Annotated in this window: 2 tRNA genes and 1 rRNA gene; all 3 read right to left on the reverse strand. The window is 43.7% G+C overall.

The features are described from left to right. Positions 1-167: 167 nt before the first annotated feature. A tRNA-Ala gene (locus LUU93_RS21440) sits at positions 168-241 on the reverse strand. A 170-nt stretch (positions 242-411) separates the two neighbouring features. Then, positions 412-485, reverse strand: a tRNA-Ile gene (locus tag LUU93_RS21445). A gap of 128 nt (positions 486-613) precedes the next feature. Next, positions 614-2,127 (reverse strand): 16S ribosomal RNA (locus LUU93_RS21450). Positions 2,128-2,546 lie beyond the last annotated feature (419 nt).

Consider the following 2,546-nt stretch of genomic DNA (forward strand, 5'->3'; position numbering starts at 1 on the left):
GTTTTTTTTGTTCTCTACAATAAAATTGTAAAAAACGCTTTCTACTTTCTTATTATTTTCTTATCTCAATATGTCAATGAACTTTTATTTAGCCCAAGGTCTAAAGTCTAAAGTCTTAAAGTAAATCACTTTGGACTTTATGACTTTAATCTTTATGACTAAAATCGTGGAGAATAACGGAGTCGAACCGTTGACCTCCTGCGTGCAAGGCAGGCGCTCTAGCCAGCTGAGCTAATCCCCCATTTTTCAATCTTAGATTGTAGAATTCAGATTTTAGATTTAAATTCCTATCTAATTTCTTTGGTGAATCCCAGCTTCCAGAATTTCCTTTATTTCTTAAGTTTTCAGTTTTTTAATTTGTTGTTTTTATAATTTACAATTCATAACTTATAATTAACAATTCTTAAAAAGTAGTCCCGGGCAGACTCGAACTGCCGACCCCTACATTATCAGTGTAGTACTCTAACCAGCTGAGCTACGAGACTCTGTTTTACTTAAGTTTTCATTATTTTTTTTTTAAATTAACAGCAAGAGTAATACAATCTCAGACTAAAACCAATAGGTTTCGCATCTTTTTCCCTCAGCGTGCATATAGCTAACACTAAGGCTCTAGAAAGGAGGTGTTCCAGCCGCACCTTCCGGTACGGCTACCTTGTTACGACTTAGCCCTAGTTACCAGTTTTACCCTAGGCAGCTCCTTGCGGTCACCGACTTCAGGCACCCCCAGCTTCCATGGCTTGACGGGCGGTGTGTACAAGGCCCGGGAACGTATTCACCGGATCATGGCTGATATCCGATTACTAGCGATTCCAGCTTCACGGAGTCGAGTTGCAGACTCCGATCCGAACTGTGACCGGCTTTATAGATTCGCTCCTGGTCACCCAGTGGCTGCTCTCTGTACCGGCCATTGTAGCACGTGTGTAGCCCAAGGCGTAAGGGCCGTGATGATTTGACGTCATCCCCACCTTCCTCACAGTTTGCACTGGCAGTCTTGTTAGAGTTCCCGACACTACTCGCTGGCAACTAACAACAGGGGTTGCGCTCGTTATAGGACTTAACCTGACACCTCACGGCACGAGCTGACGACAACCATGCAGCACCTTGTAAATTGTCTTGCGAAAGTTCTGTTTCCAAAACGGTCAATCTACATTTAAGCCTTGGTAAGGTTCCTCGCGTATCATCGAATTAAACCACATGCTCCACCGCTTGTGCGGGCCCCCGTCAATTCCTTTGAGTTTCATTCTTGCGAACGTACTCCCCAGGTGGGATACTTATCACTTTCGCTTAGCCACTGAAGTTGCCCCCAACAGCTAGTATCCATCGTTTACGGCGTGGACTACCAGGGTATCTAATCCTGTTCGCTCCCCACGCTTTCGTCCATCAGCGTCAATCCATTAGTAGTAACCTGCCTTCGCAATTGGTATTCCATGTAATATCTAAGCATTTCACCGCTACACTACATATTCTAGTTACTTCCTAATAATTCAAGTTCAGCAGTATCAATGGCCGTTCCACCGTTGAGCGATGGGCTTTCACCACTGACTTACTAAACCGCCTACGGACCCTTTAAACCCAATGATTCCGGATAACGCTTGGATCCTCCGTATTACCGCGGCTGCTGGCACGGAGTTAGCCGATCCTTATTCTTACGATACCGTCAAGTCCCGACACGTCGGGATGTTTCTTCTCGTACAAAAGCAGTTTACAATCCATAGGACCGTCATCCTGCACGCGGCATGGCTGGATCAGGCTTGCGCCCATTGTCCAATATTCCTCACTGCTGCCTCCCGTAGGAGTCTGGTCCGTGTCTCAGTACCAGTGTGGGGGATCTCCCTCTCAGGACCCCTACCCATCGTTGCCTTGGTAAGCCGTTACCTTACCAACTAGCTAATGGGACGCATGCTCATCTTTCACCGTTGTGACTTTAATAATTAAACCATGCGGCTTGATTATACTATGAGGTATTAATCCAAATTTCTCTGGGCTATCCCTCTGTGAAAGGCAGATTGCATACGCGTTACGCACCCGTGCGCCGGTCTCTATATCCGAAGACATATACCCCTCGACTTGCATGTGTTAAGCCTGCCGCTAGCGTTCATCCTGAGCCAGGATCAAACTCTTCATCGTATATTGTAATATTATATATTCGATACTTACTCTAGTGGTTCATTCTAATCTTACCGATTCTATTACTCTTATTCTTTTGTTCCGATTTACATCGGAACGGCTGTCAATTCAATATGTCTACGAACGTATTTCTTTTTGTTTCCACTTGTGTTTCAAAGCGGGTGCAAAACTAAAACTTCTTTTTGTTTCTCGCAAGAAAAATTTAAAAAAATTTTGAAACTTTTTTTTCGTCTCCTTTTTCTCAATTTTCCTTCCAGTCTCTCAATGAACTTCCGTGTTTTGCGGGGTGCAAATGTAAAAGCATTTTTCAAATCTCACAAGCTTTTTCTAATCTTTTTTCTGAAAAATTTTTCAGTTTTGATTTTCATTTCTTGCCAGTGTTTCAGGGAACGTCTTTCGCTGTTGCGGGTGCAAAAGTA

The sequence above is a fragment of the Flavobacterium soyae genome (assembly GCF_021245985.1).
Taxonomy (GTDB): Bacteria; Bacteroidota; Bacteroidia; order Flavobacteriales; family Flavobacteriaceae; genus Flavobacterium; species Flavobacterium soyae.